At 35.2% G+C, this 20,973-nt stretch carries 19 protein-coding genes; 14 read left to right on the forward strand and 5 right to left on the reverse strand.

The features are described 5' to 3' along the window. Positions 1-212: 212 nt before the first annotated feature. The 11 genes from fsa to ACOOWA_RS05650 all read left to right on the forward strand — a co-directional run bounded on the left by fsa (position 213) and on the right by ACOOWA_RS05650 (position 11,877). Positions 213-866: a fructose-6-phosphate aldolase gene (fsa, locus tag ACOOWA_RS05600; protein ID WP_421373815.1), complete on the forward strand. Its 654-nt coding sequence runs from the start codon at positions 213-215 to the stop codon at positions 864-866. Positions 867-868: 2 nt separating this feature from the next. After that, entirely contained in the window at positions 869-1,714 is an 846-nt protein-coding gene (locus ACOOWA_RS05605; RefSeq protein WP_421374656.1) for a transketolase, read from the forward strand. Positions 1,715-2,063: 349 nt separating this feature from the next. Beyond that, positions 2,064-3,017 (forward strand): transketolase family protein, encoded by a 954-nt coding sequence (locus ACOOWA_RS05610; RefSeq protein ID WP_421373817.1) that lies wholly within the window; start codon positions 2,064-2,066, stop codon positions 3,015-3,017. Positions 3,018-3,231: 214 nt separating this feature from the next. After that, on the forward strand, positions 3,232-4,242 hold the full coding sequence (locus tag ACOOWA_RS05615; RefSeq protein ID WP_421373819.1) for a Gfo/Idh/MocA family protein: 1,011 nt from the start codon (positions 3,232-3,234) through the stop codon (positions 4,240-4,242). Positions 4,243-4,285: 43 nt separating this feature from the next. Further along, positions 4,286-5,473, forward strand: coding sequence for a galactokinase (gene galK / locus ACOOWA_RS05620; RefSeq protein ID WP_421373821.1), 1,188 nt, complete (start codon positions 4,286-4,288; stop codon positions 5,471-5,473). Further along, complete coding sequence (locus tag ACOOWA_RS05625) at positions 5,442-6,506, forward strand: UDP-glucose--hexose-1-phosphate uridylyltransferase (protein ID WP_421373823.1); 1,065 nt, start codon at positions 5,442-5,444, stop codon at positions 6,504-6,506. The genes galK and ACOOWA_RS05625 overlap by 32 nt, the downstream gene beginning before the upstream one ends. A 73-nt stretch (positions 6,507-6,579) precedes the next feature. Next, positions 6,580-7,398 carry a Cof-type HAD-IIB family hydrolase gene (locus ACOOWA_RS05630; protein ID WP_421373825.1) on the forward strand — a complete coding sequence of 273 codons (819 nt, stop codon included), beginning with the start codon at positions 6,580-6,582 and terminating at the stop codon, positions 7,396-7,398. Between the two features lie 302 nt (positions 7,399-7,700). Further along, positions 7,701-9,440 (forward strand): thiamine pyrophosphate-dependent enzyme, encoded by a 1,740-nt coding sequence (locus ACOOWA_RS05635; RefSeq protein WP_421373826.1) that lies wholly within the window; start codon positions 7,701-7,703, stop codon positions 9,438-9,440. Positions 9,441-9,864: 424 nt separating this feature from the next. Next, positions 9,865-10,179 carry a hypothetical protein gene (locus ACOOWA_RS05640; protein WP_421373827.1) on the forward strand — a complete coding sequence of 105 codons (315 nt, stop codon included), beginning with the start codon at positions 9,865-9,867 and terminating at the stop codon, positions 10,177-10,179. Continuing rightward, positions 10,176-11,198, forward strand: coding sequence for a sensor histidine kinase (locus ACOOWA_RS05645; RefSeq protein WP_421373829.1), 1,023 nt, complete (start codon positions 10,176-10,178; stop codon positions 11,196-11,198). Before ACOOWA_RS05640 ends, ACOOWA_RS05645 begins: the two co-directional genes overlap by 4 nt. Next, positions 11,191-11,877, forward strand: a complete 687-nt coding sequence (locus ACOOWA_RS05650; protein WP_421373830.1) for a LytR/AlgR family response regulator transcription factor — start codon at positions 11,191-11,193, stop codon at positions 11,875-11,877. Before ACOOWA_RS05645 ends, ACOOWA_RS05650 begins: the two co-directional genes overlap by 8 nt. A gap of 130 nt (positions 11,878-12,007) precedes the next feature. Here ACOOWA_RS05650 and ACOOWA_RS05655 read toward each other — a convergent pair whose 3' ends face one another. After that, on the reverse strand, positions 12,008-14,002 hold the full coding sequence (locus ACOOWA_RS05655; protein WP_421373831.1) for a PAS domain-containing sensor histidine kinase: 1,995 nt from the start codon (positions 14,000-14,002) through the stop codon (positions 12,008-12,010). 280 nt (positions 14,003-14,282) lie between these two features. Here ACOOWA_RS05655 and ACOOWA_RS05660 point away from each other — a divergent pair, with 280 nt between their 5' ends. Further along, entirely contained in the window at positions 14,283-15,083 is an 801-nt protein-coding gene (locus ACOOWA_RS05660) for a Cof-type HAD-IIB family hydrolase (protein ID WP_421373833.1), read from the forward strand. 281 nt (positions 15,084-15,364) lie between these two features. On the opposite strand, the gene ACOOWA_RS05665 is transcribed toward ACOOWA_RS05660, so the two are convergent. From ACOOWA_RS05665 to ACOOWA_RS05680, 4 genes are all read right to left on the reverse strand, one after another. After that, positions 15,365-16,675, reverse strand: coding sequence for a sensor histidine kinase (locus ACOOWA_RS05665; protein ID WP_421373834.1), 1,311 nt, complete (start codon positions 16,673-16,675; stop codon positions 15,365-15,367). A 5-nt stretch (positions 16,676-16,680) separates the two neighbouring features. Further along, entirely contained in the window at positions 16,681-17,355 is a 675-nt protein-coding gene (locus tag ACOOWA_RS05670) for a response regulator transcription factor (RefSeq protein WP_421373835.1), read from the reverse strand. Positions 17,356-17,357: 2 nt separating this feature from the next. Next, complete coding sequence (locus ACOOWA_RS05675; RefSeq protein WP_421373836.1) at positions 17,358-18,020, reverse strand: hypothetical protein; 663 nt, start codon at positions 18,018-18,020, stop codon at positions 17,358-17,360. A 69-nt stretch (positions 18,021-18,089) separates the two neighbouring features. Further along, a complete protein-coding gene (locus ACOOWA_RS05680) occupies positions 18,090-18,749 on the reverse strand; it encodes a hypothetical protein (protein ID WP_421373837.1) in 660 nt (219 codons plus the stop codon). Positions 18,750-19,223: 474 nt separating this feature from the next. On the opposite strand from ACOOWA_RS05680, the gene ACOOWA_RS05685 reads away from it, so the two are divergent. Together ACOOWA_RS05685 and ACOOWA_RS05690 are read left to right on the forward strand one after the other, a co-directional pair. Next, a complete protein-coding gene (locus ACOOWA_RS05685; protein WP_421373839.1) occupies positions 19,224-19,715 on the forward strand; it encodes an RNA polymerase sigma factor in 492 nt (163 codons plus the stop codon). A 412-nt stretch (positions 19,716-20,127) separates the two neighbouring features. Continuing rightward, positions 20,128-20,937: a FecR family protein gene (locus ACOOWA_RS05690; protein ID WP_421373840.1), complete on the forward strand. Its 810-nt coding sequence runs from the start codon at positions 20,128-20,130 to the stop codon at positions 20,935-20,937. The last annotated feature ends 36 nt before the right edge of the window (positions 20,938-20,973 follow it).

The raw sequence follows: 20,973 nt of genomic DNA on the forward strand, positions 1-20,973 counted from the left end.
AAAATATTTAAAACTTGATTATTGTTCTTTACAAATGACAATCTAGTTTTTAACCGTTTGTTTTCATTCCGTAGGAATCTCAACAGTGTTAGAATAAAACAGTTTAGATTCCTACGGAATGACAAACAGAGCGCTACAGTATTGAAATATTAAAAAAGCTAATTATTAAACTATTAACAATTAAAATAATTAATAACAAATAAAATCAACATATGAAATTTTTTATCGACACTGCCAATTTAGAGCAGATTAGAGAAGCCAACGATTTGGGAATTTTGGATGGCGTAACCACCAATCCGTCACTAATGGCAAAAGAAGGAATCAGCGGAAAAGAAGCGATTCTAAAACATTATAAAGACATCTTTGACATTGTTGACGGCGATATTTCGGCAGAAGTACTTTCTACAACCTACGAAGAAATGATTGCAGAAGGCGATATTTTGGCAAAAATTCATCCAAACATTGTAGTTAAAATCCCAATGATAAAAGATGGGATTAAAGCTTTAAAATATTTTTCAGACAGAGGAATCAAAACCAACTGTACCTTAATTTTCTCTGCAGGACAGGCACTTCTAGCCGCAAAAGCCGGAGCAACTTACGTTTCGCCGTTTTTAGGAAGACTCGATGATATTTCTACAGACAGCTTAAATTTAATCCAGGAAATCAGAACTATTTTCGATAATTATGGCTACGAAACTGAAATTTTAGCAGCATCAGTTCGTCATTCAATGCACATCATCAACTGCGCAAAAATCGGTGCTGATGTCGTGACTTGCCCGATTCAGCCAATACTTTCACTACTGAAACATCCGTTGACAGATTCAGGTTTAGAGCAGTTCATCAAAGATTCACAAAAAATGCAATAATGATGCACGATATTAAAAAATTAAATGACATTGCGTCTCAGGTTCGCCGCGATATTGTAAGAATGGTTCACGCCTGTCAGTCAGGTCATCCGGGCGGTTCGCTGGGTTGCACAGACTTTCTTGTCGCTCTGTATTTTGACGAGATGAAGAGAAATGATGGCTTCGATATGAAAGGAAAAGGCGAAGATGTTTTCTATCTTTCCAACGGTCATATTTCGCCGGTTTTTTACAGCGTTTTGGCGCACGCAGGCTACTTCGATAAAAGCGAATTGTCCACTTTCAGAAAACTGAATTCCAGACTTCAGGGTCACCCAACCACGCACGAAGGTTTGCCGGGAATCCGCATTGCGTCGGGTTCTTTAGGTCAGGGAATGTCTGTTGCCATTGGTCACGCCGTCGGAAAAAAATTAGACAAAGACGAAAATCTGGTTTTCACCCTTCACGGCGACGGCGAGTTGCAGGAAGGTCAAAACTGGGAAGCCATCATGTACGCCTCTCACAACAAGGTCGATAATCTCATCGCAACGATCGATTACAACGGTCAGCAGATTGACGGACCGACTTCAAAAGTCCTTTCTTTAGGCAACCTGAAAACGAAATTCGAAGCCTTTGACTGGAAAGTTCTGGAAGTGGAAAACGGAAACGATATGCAGGAAATTCTGAACGTTCTGGACGAAGCAAAATCATTGACCGGACAAGGTCAGCCGATTTGTATTCTCCTGAAAACCGGGATGGGTTACGGCGTAGATTATATGATGGGAAGCCACGCGTGGCACGGCAAAGCACCAAATGACGAGCAACTGCAAACCGCATTAAACCAACTCGAAGAAACTTTGGGCGATTATTAATTTGAGAATAATTTGGGCAGCTTAGAACTTCGTTCGTAGATTTCGATAAAAGCCTTCGCTTTTCTCTCATCTATGTCTTCCACTCCCGCTTTTTTGTTCGTCGTTCCTCCTCACAAAAAGAGCTCCGTTCAAGCCGGGCTGCGAGAAATCGAGGAACGAGATTCATCGATTCAAAATAAAAATAATAAAGTGGAGATAGATTCGCCGTTCCAAACTTCTCAAGTATAATAAAATAAGAAGATTGCATTTCTTAGCTGAGCGAAGCGCCTTTGCGAACGAAAAATATTCTCAAAAAGATTAAAAAATCTTTGCGCTCTTCGCGTTTAAAATCATCAACAAATTAAATCAAATGAAAAAATATACCTACACAGAAAAAAAAGACACCCGAAGCGGTTTCGGAGCCGGAATGGCAGAATTAGCCGATAAAAATTCAGACGTTGTCGCACTTTGTGCTGACCTTATCGGTTCCCTGAAATTCGAAAAATTCATCGAAAAAGCACCGGAAAGATTCTTCCAAATCGGAATTGCTGAAGCCAATATGATTGGAATTGCTGCCGGTTTGGCAACGGAAGGGAAAATTCCGTTTACAGGAACATTTGCGAACTTTTCCACGGGAAGAGTGTACGACCAGATTCGTCAGTCGGTGGCGTATTCAGGGAAAAATGTGAAAATCTGTGCGTCTCACGCAGGTTTAACTTTAGGTGAAGACGGCGCAACACACCAGATTTTGGAAGACATCGGATTGATGAAAATGCTTCCGGGAATGACGGTTATCAACACTTGCGATTACAATCAAACCAAAGCGGCAACCATCGCCATTGCAGATTATGAAGGTCCGGTTTATTTGCGTTTCGGACGTCCGGTAATTCCGGTTTTTACCGATGAAAATCAAACTTTCGAAATTGGAAAAGCATGGATGGTGAATGAAGGGAAAGATGTGACAATTGTGGCGACCGGACATTTGGTTTGGGAAGCCATCAAAGCCGGAGAAATTCTTGAAGAACAGGGAATTGATGCGGAAATTATCAACATTCACACCATCAAACCATTGGATTCTGAAGCAATTTTAAAATCTGTAAAGAAAACAGGTTGCGTCGTTACCGCAGAAGAACACAACAGACTCGGTGGTTTAGGCGATAGCGTTGCCCAGCTTTTGATTACAGAACATTTGGCACCTCAGGAATATGTTGCGGTAAATGACAGTTTCGGAGAAAGCGGAACGCCGGACCAATTGATGGAAAAATATGGTTTGACTGCGAATGACATCGTTGTAGCGGTAAAAAAAGTGATGAGCAGAAAGTAGAAATCATTATTTTAAATAAATGCTACAAAATTTGTTAAAAAGGCATTTTAACATAAAATAATCAGTGTTTTTGTCATTCCGTAGGAATATAAACTGCTTTATTTTAATGTGTTAAGATTCTTTCAGAATGACAAACAGACTGTTAAATATTATCAGAAAATTAATTTTTATTAAATTCAATAGATTTAAAAATCAAATTTTCATCAGAAAAAATATGAAAAAAATACGCTGGGGAATTCTGGGAACGGGAACAATTGCGCATAAGTTTGCATCCGACTTAAAGTTTGTGGAAAATGCTGAACTGGTCGCAGTCGGTTCGCGTTCTTTTGAAAATGCCAAAGCTTTTGCCGATAAATTTAATATTCCCTTAAGTTTTGGAAGCTATGAGGAACTTGTAAATTCTGACAAGATTGATATTGTTTATATCGCCACACCCAACAATCTTCATCATCCAAACACTTTACTTTGTCTGAATCATGGAAAAGCCGTTCTCTGCGAAAAACCATTTGCACTAAACGAAAAGCAGGCTTTAGAAATGATAAATCTGGCCCGTGGCAAAAATTTATTTTTGATGGATGCATTGTGGACGAAATTTCTTCCGCATTATCAGAAAATGATGGAAATCGTGAAAACTGGAATTTTGGGCGATATCAAAGTGGTTTTGGCAAATTTTGGTTTTCGTGCGAATGCAGAACCGGATTCACGTTTGTTAAATCCTGAATTAGGTGGCGGTTCACTGATGGATATTGGGATTTATAACATATTTACAACCTTGGATATTTTGGGAAAACCAGATGAAATCAATGTCAGTGTTAATTCTACAGAAGAATGTATTGATGAGCAATGTGCGGTTATTTTTAAATATAATAACGGTGCAATGGCAAGTCTATTTTCTTCAATTTCAGCCAATTTAGGTACTGAATTCGAAATTTGCGGAACGCTTGGAAGATTAAAATTGACCACGCCTTTTTACGATTCGACTTCGGTTTTAGAACATTATGTTGATGGAGAAAAAACGATTATCGAAACAGAAAAAGAGGATGGTCTGGGTTATCATTATGAAGTCCGCCACGCCACGAACTTTCTTCTGAATGGAATGACAGAAAGCTCGATTGTTCCGCACTCAGACAGTATTTTGCTGATGCAGACTTTAGATCAAATCAGAAGTCTTACAGGAATTGTTTTTCCGATTGAGCAGGACAGTCAACTGAACAGAAAACCGTAACTTTAATCATTATTTAAAACTTAAAATTTCCATCCCAATATTTATGCAGGAGAATTTAATCAATTACACTAAAGGGGTGTTTCGGTCATTTTTTCAATCAGAATCCGAGAGAATTTTTCTGGCACCGGGAAGAATCAATATCATTGGTGAACACGTCGATTACAGCGATGGTTTCGTGCTTCCTGCCGCTATCGATAAACATATTTGTTTTGCGGTAAAAAAGTTGAATGATTCTGAAATCTGTACTTTTTTCGCTAAAGATTTCAATGATTTTTTCAGTTTTAATGTGACCGAAAAACAAACGCCGGTTTCGCAGACTTGGGTGAACTATTTGCTTGGCGTTTTCAATGCGATTCAGGAAGCCGGGAAAGAAATTGGAGGCTTAGAAATTGCTTTCAGCAGTACGATTCCAATGGGTTCAGGTTTGTCATCATCGGCTGCTTTAGAGTGTGGCTTTGCTTATATCCTCAATGAACTTTTCGATTTAAATTTAACCAAAAAAGAACTGGCTTTGATTGGACAAAAATCAGAGCATACGTTTGTCGGCGTCAAGTGCGGAATTATGGACCAGTTTTCTTCTGTCTTCGGGAAAGAACATCAGGTGATTATGCTGGATTGCAATTCTCTGGAGCATCAATATTTTGAAGCCAATATTGAAGGGTATAGTTTGGTTTTGTTCGATAGCTGTGTGAAACATACGCACCTTACTTCCGGTTACAACGACCGACGAAATGATGTAGACAACGGTAAAGAAATATTATGGAAAAAATTTCCTGAAATAGAAAAATATCGAGATTTCACTTTTGAAATGTTGGATGAAGTAAGAAGGGAAATGGGAGAAGTTTCTTATAAAAGATGCTTTTATCTTCTCAAAGAAATCAACAGAGTGGAAAAAGCGGCAAAAGCTTTGTCAGAAGGCGATTCGGAATATTTAGGTAAACTTTTGAATGAAACGCATTCAGGACTTTCAACTGAATTTGAAGTAAGCTGTGATGAACTTGATTTTATGGTCGAAGAAACTTTAAAGGAAAACGGCGTTCTAGGGGCAAGAATTATGGGAGGAGGCTTTGGCGGATGCAGTATCAATCTGATAAAAGATGAAAATGTAGATGCTGTCATCGAAAATATCACTACAAAATATAAAACGGCTTTCAATATCGAAATGAAAATCTACCGAGTAAAAATATCGGATGGAATTAATGAATACAAAGAAAATGAATTCGTCATTTAATCAAAAAAAACATCCGCACAGAAGATATAATCCGCTTTTGGACGAGTGGATTTTGGTATCTCCGCAACGTGCCAACCGACCTTGGCAAGGGCAAACCGAGAAAAGAATTAAGGAAGAACTTCCTGCTCACGATGAAAACTGCTATCTGTGTTCAGGAAATATGCGTGTTAACGGTGATAAAAATCCTGATTACAAAGGTGTTTTTGTTTTTGAAAACGATTTCGGTTCGCTGATGAAAGATGAAGTGGAATTTGCTGAGAAAACTTCGGAATTTTTTTCGTTACAACCCGAAAGAGGTATCAACAGGGTCATTTGTTTTTCTGAAAATCACAGTCTGACATTGCCTGAAATGGAAGTTGACGACATCAAAAAAGTGGTTGACGTTTGGCAAAATCAGTACGAAGAATTGGGAAATCTCGATTACATCAATCACGTTCAGATTTTTGAAAACAAAGGTCAGATGATGGGTTGCAGCAATCCGCATCCGCACGGACAAATCTGGGCGCAGTCATCAATTCCATCAATAGTTTTGAAAACTCAGGAAAATCTTAAAAAATATTATGAGAAAAACGGAACTTCACTTTTAGAAGATTACGTCAAAAAAGAGCTTGAAGCAGACGAAAGAATCCTATTAGAGAATGAAGATTTCGTTGCATTGGTTCCGTTCTGGGCAGTCTGGCCTTATGAAACAATGATTGTCAGCAAAAGAAAAATTGAAAATTTGCTTGATTTTTCTGATGAGGAAAAACTTTCTTTAGCCTCAATTCTAAAAGATTTAACGACGAAATACGACAATCTTTTTGAAATCTCATTTCCATATTCAGCAGGAATTCATCAATCACCAACAGATGGGAATTCTCATCCGGAATGGCATTTTCATATGCATTTTTATCCGCCTTTATTGAGAAATGCAGAAGTGAAAAAATTTATGGTCGGTTACGAGATGTTGGCAGAACCGCAGCGGGATATTACGCCGGAACAGAGTGCTGAAATATTGAAAAATCTTTCCACCATTCATTATAAAAGCAAGTAAAAAGATAGTTTTATCTTTGCAGAGCTTTTATTAATCATAGAAAATCAGCCGATTTTTCTGTAAAATTAAATTTATGAACGACATTAAACTGATTGTCACCGATATGGACGGTACTTTTCTTAATTCTCAATACGAAGTAAGTCCGGATTTTCCTCAGATTTACCAGGAATTGAAAAAGAGAAATATCCTTTTTGTGCCTGCAAGCGGTAGACAAATGCCCGGAATTACACAATATTTTAAAGAAATTGAAGATGAAATGGGCTTTATTGCAGAAAACGGCGGTTATGTAATTTATAAGAATGAAGAATTGTTTGCGGACAAGTTGGAGCATTCATTTGTTGTAGAAATCATTAAAAAAATCCGTGAAATTCCGGGTGCAGGAGCGGTACTTTCTGCCAAAAAGAAAGCGTATTATGAAAGTGATGACGATACGTTTGTCAATTATTTCACCAGATATTATACAGAAAATCAAAAAGTCGATGATTTGACATTGGAAGTTGATGATGATGCTTTTAAGATTGCCATTTATCATCCTGGAGGTTCTGAGAAAAATATTTATCCTTTTTTAAAACATTTTGAAGACGAAAATCTGGAAGTCGTTGTCTCAGGAAAATATTGGGTTGATATTATGAACCGAAATATCAATAAAGGAAAAGCTTTGGAAATAATCCAGAAAAAATTAAACATTCTTCCGTCACAAACAATGGCTTTTGGCGATTATATGAATGATATCCAGATGCTGAAAAATTCAAAATATTCTTATGCGATGGAAAATGCACATTCATCGGTGAAAGAAGTAGCCAATTTTGAAGCTGGAAATAATGATAGCTTTGGTGTTTTGGAGGTTATTGAGAAATATCTGACACTAACAACTAACAGCACATTATTATAAGAAAAACTTTATGAATGTGGGTAATTGGTAATGATTTAGTTTTTAAAGGCTTGCTTATCATTTAGGAAGAATGTAAATATCTTAAAATAAAGCAGTTTAGGTTTCTCCGTAATGACAGAATCACTCCTGATTCAGCCTTATGATTAAAAACAAACATTCATATATAACACTTAGATTTTTGCGATATTCTATTATGAAATAATTTGTGCTCTATTATTTCATAAATATTTGGTATTTGTTTTGAATGGTATGGTAAATTATTATAATTAAATTTCAATCCAATATTTACCAAAAATCAGGCAATGGCTAAAAATGTATCCGATCACTTGGTCGAAATGTTAAAAAATGCTGGTATAAAAAGAGTTTATGCCATTACAGGAGATAGTTTAAACCCGGTAAATGATGCCATCCGAAGAGATGGAAGCATTGAATGGATTCATGTAAGGCACGAAGAAACCGCAGCATATGCTGCATCGATGGATGCTGAACTTAATGGGATTGGCTGTTGTATGGGAAGTTCCGGACCGGGACATGTACATCTGGTAAATGGTTTGTATGATGCAAACAGATCAGGAAATCCTGTGATTGCGATCGCAAGTACCTGCGCAACAGATAAATTCGGAACCGAATATTTCCAGGAAACCAATCCTGAATTGTTGTTTAAAGATTGCAGCAAAAAGGTTTTTATGGCAAATACTCCACAGCAGTTTTCTACAATGATTCAGCGTACCATACAAACGGCGTTTAACGAGAAGGGAGTTGCTGTTTTGGGCTTACCGGGAGATGTCGCTTCAGCTGAATATGAGGAAGTAACGACAGGATATAAAAACTTTGATGTGAAGCCTGTTTTCAGACCTTCTGAGACAGAAATATCACAATTGACTGAACTGCTAAACTCTGACAAGAAAATCGCTTTTTTCTGCGGACACGGCTGTAAAGATGCTGTTGAAGAAGTTGAAGAACTAGCCGGAAAATTAAATGCTCCTATTGTATATTCATTTAGGGGGAAAATATTTTTTGATAGAATAGACAGTCCATTTGCTGTAGGTATGAATGGTCTTTTGGGTAATAAATCTGGTTATGAAACCTGTAAGGAAGCCGAAATTCTGGTATTGTTGGGAACAGATTTTCCTTATTCAGAATTTTTGCCACAAAAAAATATTATTATTCAAATCGATGAAAAACCTGAAAGAATTGGCAGAAGAGCTCATGTTGATTATGGTTTTGCAGGTGATATAAAAGATACAGTAAGTGCTTTATTACCTTACATTCAAATAAAAAAAGAAGATTCTTTCCTCAAATCAATGAAAAAAGTTTATCACGAGGATGAAAAGAGATTTTCTGATTACAGTGATAAAAAAGGATCTGAAGCAAAAATTAACCCTGAATACATCGCCACATTACTCAATCATTACTCTTCAGAAAATGCTGTTTATACTGTTGATACCGGTATGACTGCTGTTTGGGCAGCACGATTTATCCGTGCTAAAGGAACTAGATATTTAACGGGTTCATTTAATCATGGTTCAATGGCAAATGCGCTACCAATGGCAATAGGAGCAGCTGCTTCCACATCAGGAAGACAAATTATTGCTATGTGCGGTGATGGAGGTTTGTCTATGCTTCTTGGTGATCTTGCGGTTGTTATGCAGTATCAATATCCTGTAAAAATATTTGTTTTTAATAACCATTCTTTAGGAATGGTAAAGCTTGAAATGGAAGTTGCCGGATATGTAGACTGGCAAACAGATATGATTAACCCTCCATTTGATAAGATTGCAGAATTGATGAATATTAAAGGGATTGAACTTAAAGATCCTGAACAAGCTGAAGATGTAATTCGCAGAGCCTTAGAACATGATGGTCCGGTTTTAGTCAACATCTACACCAATCCTGATACTTTGGCAATGCCACCTCATATTACCATGGAGCAGATGAAAGGTTTTGCCACTTCATTAGCTAAAAAAATAGGAATGGGAAAATTTGATGAAGTTAAAAATTCCGTTAAAGCCGGGATTGACCAAATTGGTGAAATATTTTAACATCTATTTTATTGATTAATCATGTGCGTTTTGAAAATAACTTTACAATAAAACTGTTCCTTTTTAATACATCATATTTTAAAACCTTTATCGATTTCAGATAATTTAGAAGTCGAGTTCAATATAGATTCCGTATCCCTCCATTAACCATAACATTACGGAGCTTTTTCTGGTAATAGAAAATGCTCCAAGATTTCAGCATCCAATCTTTGTGAACGATGATGCATCATTTAATTTCTTAGTACAAATGTATTTTTAAACTAAATTTTGTGAAACGGCGTTTAGATTTGACCCCATTTTAACCCCGACCAAATATTTTCGTCGATGAAAAACTGGTGTTTGTAGAATTTGGCAGAATTGATACTTCTGATGTTGCTACTTTTGGGCTATGAAAAATACAGCTCTCATTATAATATTAGGATTCATGCAATCCTTCACAGACAACAATCACAGAGTAGATGTCTGGAAAAAACTCACAATTGCTTCCGGAGATAGTCTTACTATAAGTACAGTAAAATCACCAGCAAGTTTATCAATCAAAAATCTGTCGGATGAAAAAGTTGAGCTTGTTTCTGAACTGAAAATGCAGAAAAATATAGAAACACAGTCTGAATTTAATTATAGATTGCCAAAAAAGAGCAATTTGATTGTCGTAAACCCAAATGCAGAAGCAGTTTCCATACATTTGCATTATGTTTCTTCTAAGCCCATTTTGATTAATAACAAAGAATTACGATGAAAAAAGAGCAAATAATCTGGCTTCAAATCATTTATTGGAGTTTTAATTTTTTCGGAACAGTTTTAACGCCGCTTATATTCTTTCCGGAAAAAAATGGGTTTGAAATAAGAGTTCTGAATTTCACCTACTTTATTGCAGGGATTATTACATTTTACATTTGTTACCTCATTATTATTCCGAAAATTTTCAATCCCAAAAAATTATTTACAACAGTTTTGGTATTCTTTTTATCGGTTGTGTTTTTTGCCACTTTGCGTTATGTCTTAGAGGAAGTTATTTTACCAAATACGCTTGGTTTCAGAAATTATGATGAGAAAACAGGATACATTTATTACTTTTTTGACAATATTTACAATGGAAGCATTACTGTTTTCATTTCTGGAATACTGTGGTTACTGAAAAAGTTTGGAGTAATAGAAACCGAAAGACAAAAACTGGAACAGGAAAGAAACCATGCCAAAATTCAGGCTTTAAAGACTCAGATTAATCCACATTTTATTTTCAATACTTTGAATAATATCTATTCTTTAGTCTATCAAAATTCTGAAAAAGCTTTGCCTGCCATTGAAGAACTAAGTCAATTATTAAGATACAGCACGAAAGATTTAGAAAAAGATTTTATTCCGCTGGAAAAGGAAATCGGTTATCTGGAAAGTTTGATAGAGCTGGAAAAACTGAGAATCAAAAATCCGGAATTATTAATTATCAATAAAAAAATCAGCTTCCCCAATCTGAATATTTCTCCGATGCTCCTGGTGCCGTTTGTGGAAAATGCTTTTAAACACGGTGATTTTAGCAAAAAAGGGTTTGCTCTGACAATTTCTGATGAGAACCAAAGACTTAGTTTCCATATTCATAATTTTAAAAAATCAAAATCTAAAGATTCTGTTTCAGGAATAGGAATCGGAAATGTGAAAAAGCGCCTGGAAATCCTTTATCCAAACCAACACGAACTGAATATTACTGAAACCGAGACCGATTTTACCGTAGATTTGAAAATTAATTTAAGAAATGAATAAAATTAAATGTATCGTTGTAGATGATGAACCGCTCGCAGTTTCTTTACTGGGAAGTTATGTGGAGAAAATTCCGTTTCTGGAATTGGTTTTTTCAACCGAAAATCCTATTGAAGCGATGGAATTTATTCAAAATAATGAAGCCGATTTGATTTTCCTTGATATCCAGATGCCCGAACTTTCAGGAATTAATTTTATGAAAATTGTCGACAACAAACTCAGATATATCCTTACAACAGCTTACTCAGAATATGCGCTGGAAGGGTATGAACACAATGTTATTGATTATCTTTTGAAACCAATATCTTTCAGCCGATTTGAAAAAAGCACGCAAAAAGTACTGGAAAGATTTACAGTCAACGAAACCAAAGAAAATACTTATTTCTTCGTCAAATCTTCCGGACAGCAGCATAAAATCAATTTTGAAGAAATTTTTTTCATAGAAAGCATCAAAGATTATGTAAATATCCAAACCAAAAATCAGGAATATATCGTTTTGGATACCTTGAAATCTTTGGAAAATCAATTGCCGGAAAATTTTGCCAGAGTTCATAAATCTTTTATTTTAAACCTCGAAAAAATTGAAAAAATCGATGTAAAGAATGTCTGTTTAAGCTCTGGAAGAGAAATCCCAATCGGGGAAACCTATAAATCTGACCTTTTTAAGAAAATAAAAAAATAATGCTTTTCTCTAAATAATAAAAATCATAACAGAGTAATTTGAGAAATAAAAATCCTTTAAATAATAGTTTTTAAAGGATTTTTTGTATTGTCAGATTTTTTGTATTGCATTCACAATATCAATTTTGCTGTCAGTTGATTAACATTTGCCCATCAACAGGTAAGACAAATGAGAATGTAGTACCTCCGTTTGTAGAGCTTTGTACCTGTATAGTTCCGCTGTGGAGCTCAATAATTTCCTTACAAAGAAAAAGCCCGATACCAAACCCTGCGATAGATTTACTATGATTATCTTTCACACGGTAATAGCGCTCAAATATGCGATGCTGATCTTCTTCAGGTATTCCTATTCCATGATCGTGAACATTTATTTTTAAACCATTATTACCTACATTGAGATATTCTACGGTGATCAAAGATTTTACAGGAGAATATTTAATTGCATTTCCAATAAGATTATGAAGTACCTGTGATATCTTTTCCCGATCTGCCGATATAACTATTGGTCCAGAATTTTTAAAAAGAAAATTACGGTTGTGATTGGTAGAAAGTATTTCGTCTTCAATTTCTGAGAATAAAAGCTGGAAATCAAAAGATCTTTTTTCAATATGCATTTGCCCCGAATCAAGTCTTGATACATTAAGAAAACCATTGATCATATTGTTCATATAATCTACCTGCTTCAAAGATTTTTCAAACATATTTTTCTGCATAGGATTTTCCGGAATCACTTCCATGCGCTGCAAAATCTGAAGATAGGCCTTTAATGATGTAAGGGGTGTTTTAAGTTCATGACTTACCATTCCCATAAAGTCATCTTTTCGTTCTTCCTCTTTTCTCTGTTCTGTAATATCTCTAAGAGTACCGTTAAGGCTTAGAGGATTACCGTCTTGGTCATAAAAAACCCTGCCATTTGCCTGTAAAAGTCTTATTTTCTGATCTATTTTATTTTGAATTCTATATTCTATAAAATAATTACCGTCAGAATCTTTATCAAGCGATTGGGTAATAGCTGTAATAACACGATCCCGATCCTCCGGCAAGATTACATCGATTGCAAGAGACAGATCTAAATTTTCTTCGGAAGACAGGCCAAACCAGGACTTCAACAAGTTATTCCCGGAAAACAAATTGGTTGCAGGTTGGTAATAAAATGTCGCAAGCTCTCCTGCATCGATGGCAAGAGCCAACATTTGCTGGTTATTTTCATTTTGTCGGCGTGCCAAAACCTGCTGTGTAATTTCTTCAAGAATGACAAGTACCCCTGAAATCTCTCCATTACCGGAAAAAATAGGTTGATAGACAGAGTTTACTATGGCTTCTCTCAAGCCGTCTTTTTGGTATAATCTTACTGTAAATTCAGTATTTATTTTGGGCTTTCCGCTTTGGTAAACTTCTCTGAGCCATTCATTAACAGACTGACCACGCAATTCCGGACGGGCAATCTCATGCGGATAACCAATTAACTCTGATTCGTTGCGCCCCCATATTTTAAGAATAGCCGGATTGGCGATTTCAATAACATGATCAAACCCTTTAAGCATGGCAATTCCTACAGGAGCCTGCTCAATAATAGTTTTTATATACTCTTTACTTTCGGCAAGCTGCTTTATAGAAATGCTGAGTTCTTCGTTGGTAGAGGTAAGCTCTTCAAGTGTTGCAGCCATTTCCTCATTCAGTGCATGTTCTCTTTCTTCTTTCTGTTGTATTTGTTGTAAAAATTCACGGCGGGAGGTCACTTCAAGCGCTGTATTCAGAATACACCATGTTTGATTATTGTGATCTGTAAGTGCTTTATATTCATAATCAAAATAATCCAGCACTTCTATTCCATTTTTTACAAGTTTTGCAGGAGCTTCAGATACAGAATAAGTTTTACCTGAACGCCAAACCTCTTGCAATAGTTCTAAAAAAGGCTGCCCTTCAAGTTCCGGAATTGCTTCCATCAAAGGTTTGCCAATTACAGATGAATCTTTGCCCCATAAAGCCAACATACCTGCATTTGCAAAACGAATGATCATATCTTCACCTGAATAAATAGATGTTGGTGCCGGAGACGATGCTAATGCCTGAATAATTAAATCCAGACTGAAGCTTTCTTCAAACAAAGTATCTTTAGTGATCATAAATTTAACAAAGATATGCAAAAGTCTTCTGAATGTATTCAATCAATGGTACATGAAATATCAGAAAAATTATATAAAATATTTTCATTTCTTATTATAAGCAGCTTATGATATGAGTTAAAAAGTAGTTTAACTCAAATAATAGTAAAATAGTTTTTTCAGTATATTATTTTTGATGTCTTTTGTTTGTAAAATTAAAGCTGAAAAAACTTAGATTTTGTGAGGGTTAGAAGTTATTTGTTCGTATTTTTATGAAATAAATGCTGCTGTAATTATCACTATGAACTCTGCAAAAAATCCAAATATCAAAGCTGTCTTTTTCGATATTGACGGTACTCTTTTTAGTTTAAAAACCAAATCCGTTCCTGAGTCGACTCAAAATGCTTTAAAAATTCTACGCAAAAAAGGAATAAAAGTTATTATTGCAACAGGTCGTTCCATTAATGATCTTCATCATATCAATCATTTAGAATTTGATGGCTTTCTTACCTTTAATGGTGGTTACTGCATGACAGTTGACGGTAAAGTTCTGTTTCGTCAGGCAATTCATTCAGAAGATATTAAAAATTTGATTATTTATTCGGAAAAATCTGCTATTGGTTTTTCACTGATGTATGAGGATAAAGTAAGAATAAGTCACAGATCACCACAAGTACTTGAGCTATATGAGCATGTAAATCTTCCTGTGCCTCCGTTGTATAATAAAGAAATTCCTGATTTCGAAAATGTTTTGCAGGTCAATGTTTTCATCGGTCCAGAATCTGAAGATTCTTTTATGCAGGAAGTGATGCCGAACTCTTTATCATCGAGATGGACACCCTTATTTGCGGATGTAAATCCGGGAGGAATCAGTAAGCAAAATGGAGTACAGCAGTTTTGTAATTATTTTGATATTGATATTTCTGAAACGATGGCTTTCGGAGACGGAGGGAACGATATTTCAATGCTGAAGTTTGTGAAAATTGGAGTTGCGATGGGAAACGCAGGAGATAACGTGAAAGAAGCAGCAGATTTTGTAACAGACGGTGTGGATGATAATGGAGTAGAGTCGGCTTTAATTCATTTTGGTATGTTGGATTAGATGTAATTTACTACTTAATGATAATATATTTGTAAGTTATTAGGGCATGATTTTTTTTTATCTGAAAAATAAATTCTAATAATAAGGATATAAACTTTTATACATGCCCGTAATTTGTAATTTAATTTTAGCTCCATTTTTGTCATTTTGAAAGAATCTCAACACGTTGAAATAAAATGATTTAGATTCCTTCGGAAAGACAAAAAGACTGTCGATTTTTAGTATTATAATTAAAAACGGATATTCATTTAAACTTTTAAGGATTTTTTGAAATAGCAATTTTAATTATCAGAATGTTCACTAAATTCAATCTTTGCAGAAAATTTTTCATTAAGATAATCGAGCGAAAGTTTTGCGTTATTCTTTTTGCTCAAAACATCACAAATCCACAGCCCAAGTCCAAAACCTTCTTTATGAAATGAATCTCTGAGGAACTGACCTTTCAGTTTTTCAGAATTTTTTATAACCTGATCGGTAGAATTGGAAATGCTGATTCCTTTTTTTTCATTTTGAAAGATGCTAATGTTAATCGTAGAATCTGTTTTTCCATATTTAATAGCATTAGAAAGCAAATTATTAAAAATAACCTCTATTTGATTTTTATCTGCGTATATAGTAAAATCACCATCTAATGGTGAAAGATCAATTTTTAGTTTCTGATGATTATTAGTTATCTGCTTAATGAAACTCTCTGAAAGTTCCAGCAACAAATCAGCAATACTAAATTCAAATTTGCTGATCTGCGTATTTCCCGATTCTATCTTGCTCATCCACAGGAAATTATCTACCAATCCTTTCATCCGTCTAACTTCCTGCTCCTGATTATCCAGCAAAGTTTTATTGTCAGAACTAGGTAAATCCTGATTAAACGTTTGAAGTTCTGTGAGCATATTGCTGATTGGCGTACGAAGTTCGTGAGATGCCATTGTAAAAAATGAAGTCTGCTGTTTCACTTGCTCATCAATTCGCATCAGCATTCGGTTAAGTGCATCAGTAAGATGGTAAAATTCGTCTTTCGTTGCCGGTTTAGAAAGCAGGATAATGTGTTCAAGGTCTACTGTATTGGCATTGGTAATAATTCTTCTTAGTGGTTTCATTAAAAAACCGGAAATAAGATAACCTCCTAAAAAAGAGATCAAAAAAGCCAATGGAAGATAGATATAAAGAAGGCGTCTAAGTTTTTGAATACCGGAATGGTAATTTTCAGCAGAGAGTGCAAAATCAACAGAGATACTTCCGCCGTTTTCAGGATATTTTTTAACAGTAATCATTCGCCATTTTTCTTTTTCGCTGACATCATTTGGGAGATTATCGATAAGCTGGGTTTTGTGAACCTTATTGTCATAAATGATCCTGAAAAATTCTCCATTTTTAGGCAGTGGAACAGAGATAGGATCGATATCTGTTTTCTGAAGTATGTTATTTGCTGCAGATGATAATTGTAGCGAAAAACTCCTGTCAAGCTCTGTTTTTGCGTTTTTGTAAAGAGAATAAACGATGATGCTTACGCAAAGGAAAAGCAATGAATTGAACAGCAATCCAAAACGAAAACGGAGACTTTGGTAAAAAAAAGAAGTCGGTTTGCTTTTCATTTTTATTATTTTTCGCCTTTCAGCATATAACCGGCTCCAATAACAGTCTTTATCAGCTGCTTGTCAAATCCTTTGTCGATTTTTTTTCTTAACTGATGCATGTAGACCTCTACGATATTACTTTCCGGATCGAAGTTCATTTGCCACGCATTTTCCAAAAGCTGATTTTTTGTCAGGACGATATTGGCGTTTCTAACCAGATATTCCAGTAATACAAATTCTTTAGAGGTCAGCTCGATTTCAGTAGTTCCCCTTTTAACTTTTCGGGAAGGAATGTCAATTTCCAGATCGTCAATTTTGATCTTCTGCTGAGCATTTGAATTGGAAAAACGACTGACTGTCCGAATTCTGGCAAGTAGCTCGTCCCATTCAAAAGGTTTTCTGATATAATCTACTGCGCCGAGATCAAGACCCTGAACCACCTGCTTCGAATCGGCAATGGCACTGATAATGATAACTGGTATTTCTGACCCGAAAGTCCGTAGATTTTTAAGAAAATCAAAACCATTGATTCCCGGCAGCATCAGATCCAGAAGAATCAGATCAAAATCATTCTTTATCGCAATTTCCAATGCTTCCGAGCCATCGCTGCATACTTCCGGAAGATAGCCTGCCTGAGAAAGTCCCTGCTTTATAAAACCGGCTAATTTTTTTTCATCTTCGACAATTAATATTCTCATGATCAGCGTATTTTATAAACAATACTGTCGATTTTTATTTCCGTCATTACCACCGGCGGAAACTGAAATGTATTTACGATTCCGTCCTTTACATCTCTTTCCAAAGCATTTACTTCCAGATATTTAGCTTTTTTTAGTAATGGTACTAACGTCCGACTTTCATCAGGATTAAGCATTACAGTTTTTTTATCAAGCACAAATCCAATAATTTCACTTTCATGGTTTCGGACAAAATCTGAAACAACACCTCTAATCCTGATTTCTTTTCCAGGACTGGGTATTGGTGGTAAGATTTTCTTTGTGTCAAAAAAATATTTGCCATCTATTGAAGAAATGGTGACCAGTTCATAATCCCGCTTTTTCGGTGATGCTTTAATATAAATCCAGGCATTGACCTTTGCAATATCAATTATATGCCTTGCAAGATGCGGAGGAAAATGAATTTCGAATCTTTGATTTCCTTGTGCAAGGATAAGCTTGTCTATATCGCCTTTCGGATTGTTTTCATAGCCGATAACCTTTCCTTCCAGCTGTACAGGTTTTTCAATTTGTGGTGGAGCGGGAGGTGATAATACAGGTTTCTTTCCACATGAAATAAAGCAGAAAACAGCGAAAAAAATAAAATTTATTTTCAGCAGATGATAGGTTGTCTGTTTAAAAATCATTTTTGTAAATTCAAAACATGAGCAAATTACTAAAATCTGCTCATGTTTTGATGCTGGATTAATTATATTTTACAATGAATACTCTTTACCGTTTACGCTGATTGTTCTGGCGTGTATAATGTTGAACTTTTTCTCTGCTACTTCACCTGAATTTGCCGGTTTCTGAAACCCTGTAAAAGAGATCTTCGTACCTTTGGTAAGCGTTTGTCCCAGTTGCTGATAGATGTGTGGCGGCATTTTTACAATAGTATTATCAACAAAAAGACCAACTACGGTGTCGCCCTGCTTATTTTTCTGAAGATCTGTAATGGTTCCGCTTTTGGTTACAGAAACTTCTTGTGGCGGTGTCTGAAGAACGGCCGGAGGTGTATCTTCAATTGTTTTTCCGTTGGCTGTTACACTGCTCATTCGAAACGCTTTTTCACCAGTGGGTGTAACATCGGCAAAACCTTTCACGCTGATCTGGCTGCCTTGTTTCGCTAATGCGGAGATCTGGCTGCCCAAATGAGGAGGAAACTTCACTGATACAGATTCTCCGTTGGAGGCAATATCAAATCCGTCATAAATAAAATCATCGTTTACCGTCATTTTAGATATTGTTCCTGTTATTGTTGTAATCTCTCGCAGTGCATCAGGTCTTGGTCTCTCCATTCCGGGATGAGGATTAGCAGGCGGAACGGGGGGCTGAGTTTGAGCATTCGCCACCGCAGCAGTTATTAAAAATACCATTGTCACTAATTTTTTTCCTTGGTTTAAAACGTTGTTGTTCATCTTTTTAAAATTTAAATTATACATTTTGATTATTTTTCTGTAACAAATGTATAATGACCTTATTAAGATGAAATGAGCGTGAGATTAATTTTTTTTAATATGAAATATTGTATAATTTTTTGCCTAATTCCCAAGTTTTGATATTGATTCGATAGATTTTGATACAAACATAAAAAAGCGCTGTAAAAATTGATTTTTACAGTTTAGCTTATTTTAGTTTCTCAACCAACTTTGAATAGGATTAGAATATGATATTCAAAAACGCTTTAAAATCAAATCTTAATCGAATGACTTACCGGGTTTGGATAAAGTACAAATTCTGATTGGTTTTATAATTTTGATGTAAATAAATATTAATATATGCTTAATCCTTTTAAGATTTCAATTTAATATTTTTGCGCAACTGAGCTTACATCTCACATGCAATATAAAATGGATAGCTTTAAAGAAATATATTCTGCATACAAACACCGAGTGTATTTTTTTGTGGCTAAATATGTTCCGGACGAAGAAGATATCGAAGAGATTGTTCAGGATATTTTTATGCATGTATGGAAATATGCTTCTCAAAATAATTCTGGTTCTCAAAATGAGGCACTAATCTTTAAAGCAGCCAAACAGGAAATCTCACATTTCTATCGCAAAAGAAAAATGATTTTTGTTCCCTTAGAAGATTCTCAGGAAATTGATGCTGAAGAAAATTCCGACATTGAAAAGAAACTTCTGCAGGAAGATCAGCTTAAAAAAATAGAAGTTCTTCTGGAGCAGGTTCCGGAAAGAAGCCGTGAATTCTTCATTAAAAACAAAATCCAGAACCTGAGCTTATTTACCATTGCACAGGAAAATGATATTTCTAAAACTGCCGTTGAAAAGCACGTCAATAAGGTTTTAAAGTTTTTGAAGACAAATCTGAATTTTTTCTAAAGTAATTATCTAAAGTCTTTCTAAAAATTCCATCTTAATGGTTGTTACTTCTTTATTTTGCTAACCAGTTGTTTATGGAAAAATATTAAATAAACTGAAAATCAATCACTTCTATTTCTTTGATAAGCGAAGCGCTCTTATTTTACTTTATTTCAGCATAGTTTTAGAGTTTCTTTTTTAACCTTGCGTTTATTTTATCGCATAGGAAAACTAAAAATTTAAATCAAAAAAGCTTTTTAAAGATTGCAAAGGCATTTTATTTACTGAAGTAAAACAAATTTGTAAATACAAATCAGGTTTTTGCTAATTTTAATTTAATATTAAGGTCTGTGAACAAATCATTAATTCTAAAAAATATGGGTTGACGATTTCAATACTACACCGTATTCTCTAATAAAGACCAAAGAATACTATGGATTTCGAAAATCAGTGGAAATCGGTAACAGAAGAAAACCGTAAAATTAAACACGCATCAGACGAAAGAATCTGGAACGGTCTTGAACGAAAAATACAGTTCAGAAAAAAAAGCAGAAAATACTTAGCTGCTGCAGCCGTTCTTTTACCATTATTTATCATCACAGGTTTATATTTTTCAGGAAGTGCAAATTCTTTTTCAGTACAAAAAGAACTTGCCTTCCAAACCACTACTGAAAAGAAAAAAATTGTTTTATCGGATGGAACAACCATCATCTTAGAACCTCAGAGCAAATTGAAATTAGCAAAAGATTTTGGATCAAAAACCAGAAATGTTTCATTTACCGGAAAAGCTTTTTTCAGTGTTGCTAAAAATAAAGATCTTCCGTTTATAGTCGATGCAAAAGGTTTTAAAGTTCAGGTTTTGGGAACGCAGTTTACATTAGATCAAAGAAAAAACAACAAAGTTTATCTGAAAGAAGGAAAAGTGAAGGTGGATTACAAAGGCCATACAACTTACCTCCTGCCAAAAGAAACATGGCTCGCCAATCAATATGGAATTGAAAAACATTTCTACGATCAGGATGTAGAAAGAAATTTTGATTTTAATGATATGAAATTCAATGAAGCGATATCTAAATTGGAAGCGACTTACAACATTACCATAGATTATCCTGAAGAATTTAAAAATAATATCATTGATGGTGATATCAGGGGAAATCTAGACAAGGTTCTTCAGACTATAAGTTTCCCATTTAATTTGAAAACGGTAAAAAATACAGAAAATAAGATTATACTAAAAAAATAATGCATCAGTAATTAGGCCTACCGATGCATTGAATAT

This window comes from Chryseobacterium sp. GP-SGM7 (assembly GCF_049166575.1).
Classification (GTDB): Bacteria; Bacteroidota; Bacteroidia; order Flavobacteriales; family Weeksellaceae; genus Chryseobacterium.

Excerpts from the sequence above, each read along its gene's own strand:
- fsa (WP_421373815.1), top strand. The coding sequence starts at position 213 with ATGAAATTTTTTATCGACACTGCCAATTTAGAGCAGATTAGAGAAGCC.
- ACOOWA_RS05605 (WP_421374656.1), top strand. The coding sequence starts at position 869 with ATGCACGATATTAAAAAATTAAATGACATTGCGTCTCAGGTTCGCCGC.
- ACOOWA_RS05610 (WP_421373817.1), top strand. The coding sequence starts at position 2,064 with ATGAAAAAATATACCTACACAGAAAAAAAAGACACCCGAAGCGGTTTC.
- ACOOWA_RS05615 (WP_421373819.1), top strand. The coding sequence starts at position 3,232 with ATGAAAAAAATACGCTGGGGAATTCTGGGAACGGGAACAATTGCGCAT.
- galK (WP_421373821.1), top strand. The coding sequence starts at position 4,286 with ATGCAGGAGAATTTAATCAATTACACTAAAGGGGTGTTTCGGTCATTT.
- ACOOWA_RS05625 (WP_421373823.1), top strand. The coding sequence starts at position 5,442 with ATGAATACAAAGAAAATGAATTCGTCATTTAATCAAAAAAAACATCCG.
- ACOOWA_RS05630 (WP_421373825.1), top strand. The coding sequence starts at position 6,580 with ATGAACGACATTAAACTGATTGTCACCGATATGGACGGTACTTTTCTT.
- ACOOWA_RS05635 (WP_421373826.1), top strand. The coding sequence starts at position 7,701 with ATGGCTAAAAATGTATCCGATCACTTGGTCGAAATGTTAAAAAATGCT.
- ACOOWA_RS05640 (WP_421373827.1), top strand. The coding sequence starts at position 9,865 with ATGCAATCCTTCACAGACAACAATCACAGAGTAGATGTCTGGAAAAAA.
- ACOOWA_RS05645 (WP_421373829.1), top strand. The coding sequence starts at position 10,176 with ATGAAAAAAGAGCAAATAATCTGGCTTCAAATCATTTATTGGAGTTTT.
- ACOOWA_RS05650 (WP_421373830.1), top strand. The coding sequence starts at position 11,191 with ATGAATAAAATTAAATGTATCGTTGTAGATGATGAACCGCTCGCAGTT.
- ACOOWA_RS05655 (WP_421373831.1), bottom strand. The coding sequence starts at position 14,002 with ATGATCACTAAAGATACTTTGTTTGAAGAAAGCTTCAGTCTGGATTTA.
- ACOOWA_RS05660 (WP_421373833.1), top strand. The coding sequence starts at position 14,283 with ATGAACTCTGCAAAAAATCCAAATATCAAAGCTGTCTTTTTCGATATT.
- ACOOWA_RS05665 (WP_421373834.1), bottom strand. The coding sequence starts at position 16,675 with ATGAAAAGCAAACCGACTTCTTTTTTTTACCAAAGTCTCCGTTTTCGT.
- ACOOWA_RS05670 (WP_421373835.1), bottom strand. The coding sequence starts at position 17,355 with ATGAGAATATTAATTGTCGAAGATGAAAAAAAATTAGCCGGTTTTATA.
- ACOOWA_RS05675 (WP_421373836.1), bottom strand. The coding sequence starts at position 18,020 with ATGATTTTTAAACAGACAACCTATCATCTGCTGAAAATAAATTTTATT.
- ACOOWA_RS05680 (WP_421373837.1), bottom strand. The coding sequence starts at position 18,749 with ATGGTATTTTTAATAACTGCTGCGGTGGCGAATGCTCAAACTCAGCCC.
- ACOOWA_RS05685 (WP_421373839.1), top strand. The coding sequence starts at position 19,224 with ATGGATAGCTTTAAAGAAATATATTCTGCATACAAACACCGAGTGTAT.
- ACOOWA_RS05690 (WP_421373840.1), top strand. The coding sequence starts at position 20,128 with ATGGATTTCGAAAATCAGTGGAAATCGGTAACAGAAGAAAACCGTAAA.